The sequence below is a fragment of the Streptomyces sp. NPDC033229 genome (genome assembly GCF_055576875.1).
Genome location: NZ_JBVIQR010000176.1, coordinates 1 through 2130, shown reverse-complemented (window position 1 = coordinate 2130; position 2130 = coordinate 1). Strand labels below are relative to the sequence as shown.

Annotated in this window: 1 pseudogene; it reads left to right on the top strand. The window is 66.5% G+C overall.

Features of this window, described 5'->3' with window-relative positions:
* The first annotated feature begins 203 nt into the window (after positions 1-203).
* Positions 204-1605 (top strand): annotated as a pseudogene (locus tag ACZ53N_RS37170) (IS701 family transposase).
* Positions 1606-2130 lie beyond the last annotated feature (525 nt).

Sequence of the window (2130 nt, the reverse complement as noted above, 5' to 3'; positions counted from 1 at the left end):
CTCCGCACTGTACTTCGAGGGCCTTGCCACGTGGATCTACACCATCCAGGATCAACACGATCCATTGTCAGGTGTGTCCACACCACGGGGATCACCTCAACACCAAGACTCAAGTCCGGCTCACTAGCGGTGGTTTGTTGACGGCGGTTCGGGGTGGTAGTAAGCCGGTTGGTGGGAGCTTTGCGCATTTCTCGGGGGCTGTGATGACCAAGCGTGTGCCGTGTCCGCCTGCTCCGGGGCCGCTGGAAGCGTATGCGGCGCGTTTCGATGACCTGTTCTCCACGTTGGCCCAGCGTCGTGGGTTCCGTGAGTATCTGGCAGGGTTGCTGCTGCCGCGGGACCGGAACAAGACCCTGACGTGCCTGGCCGGGACAGAGCCCGTGGTGGGTGCCCAGGACCGGTCGGTGCAGCGGCTGCAGTTCTTCCTGTCCGAGTCGACCTGGGACCACGGGAAAGTCAACGCCCGCCGTGTGGAGCTGCTGCTTTCGGATCCGGCGACCTCCCCGCATGCGGGCGGGGTGCTGGTCATCGACGATTCCGGGGACCGCAAGGACGGGAGCGCGACCGCGCACGTGGGCAAGCAGTACCTCGGCTCGGTCGGGAAGATCGACCGCGGCGTTGTCACGGTGACCACCTGCTGGGCCGACGAGCGCGTCTACTACCCACTGCACGCCGTGCCCTATACCCCCGCCCACCACTTCCCCGGAGGGAAGAACGACCCGGCCTTCCGTACCAAGCTGCAGATCGGGTCCGCCCTGGCGCGCGCGGGCAAAGACGGCGGGTGTGGTGTTCCGGGCGGTCGTCGCCGACTGCGCCTACGGCGACCACAACAGCTTCCGCGCCGAATTGTCCGACGCCCGTATGCCGTTCGTGATGGCCCTCAAACGCGGCCACGGCAGCTGGCAGTACAGGGATGCCTTCCGGCCCGTCGATGCTGCCCGCGAACTGGCCTGGCACGGGCCCGGACAGCCCGGCGACTGGACGGCGGTGACCCGCACGCTCCGCGACGGCAACACCTCCACCTGGTGGGCCGCCGATGCCCAGCTGGGCTGGTGGGGGCCAGACGGAGTGATCCGGCTGGTGGTGGCCACCACCGACCCGGCCACCCTGCCCGAGATGTCCACCTGGTATCTGGCCACCAACCTGCCCAGGCCCGGATCACCGCGCGAGGAGCGCAGCCGGCACCCGGCCGCCACTCTCACCGAAGTGGTACGGCTCTACGGACTGCGGCACTGGGTCGAGCAGAGCTACAAACAGGTCAAGGACGAACTCGGCTGGGCCGACTTCCAGGTCCGCTCCGACACCGCCATCCGCCGCCACCAGACCCTCGTGACCTGCGCGTTCAGCTTCTGCTGGGACACCTGGTTCACCCCACCCCCGTCCATCGCCCACGAAAAGGAACCGGCCCACGGCCGGGCAGAGAGCGGGCACACCGGTGCCCCACCAGCCCCAGCCGGCCTGCTGGCCCCAGGCCCTCAGAGCCGTCCGTGGCTGGCTCACGCCCTGGGCCACGCTGCAACGCTACTGGCGAGCCTGGACAACCAACCCCCCACCCACCGAACTCCATACCCTCATACACGCCCTCGGCACCGGCAGACCGCTTAACTTGTATGTCCCGCTCTAACAAACCACCGCTAGCACTGCCCGTACACATGGGGATGATCTCATCTGATCCTCTCATGGAGGCACTGCCCACACGTATGGGGATGGGCCCCACTGGCTGATCGACCTCGATGATTGAGCCTCTTCGAGTTGGCCGCTGTTCGAGTGACGGACGAGGGGTGTGTAGCGGGCAAGGCTCCCGGACGGTTGAGCGAGATGCCTCACGTCTCAACTCGACCGCCAGGGAGCCTTGCTGGTCACCTGCCCTGCCGTACTGGACCTATGACATCCCCGGCCCAGATCGCGGTCGGCTCCGGACTGTCAGCGTCGTTTGAAAAGTGGCTCTGGATCACTTTTCGTGCTGGGGCCACGCAGGGTCACCGGATCCGCGATCATGACTGGCCGTGAGTGACGCGCTCCTACAAGACCTGTGGTTCAGCCAGACCGACGACATCGCGATCGACTCCATCGACACCACCCATGAGCCGGTGGTCAGCGGCCGTGTGCCGCGTGGAGGACCCGTTTGCG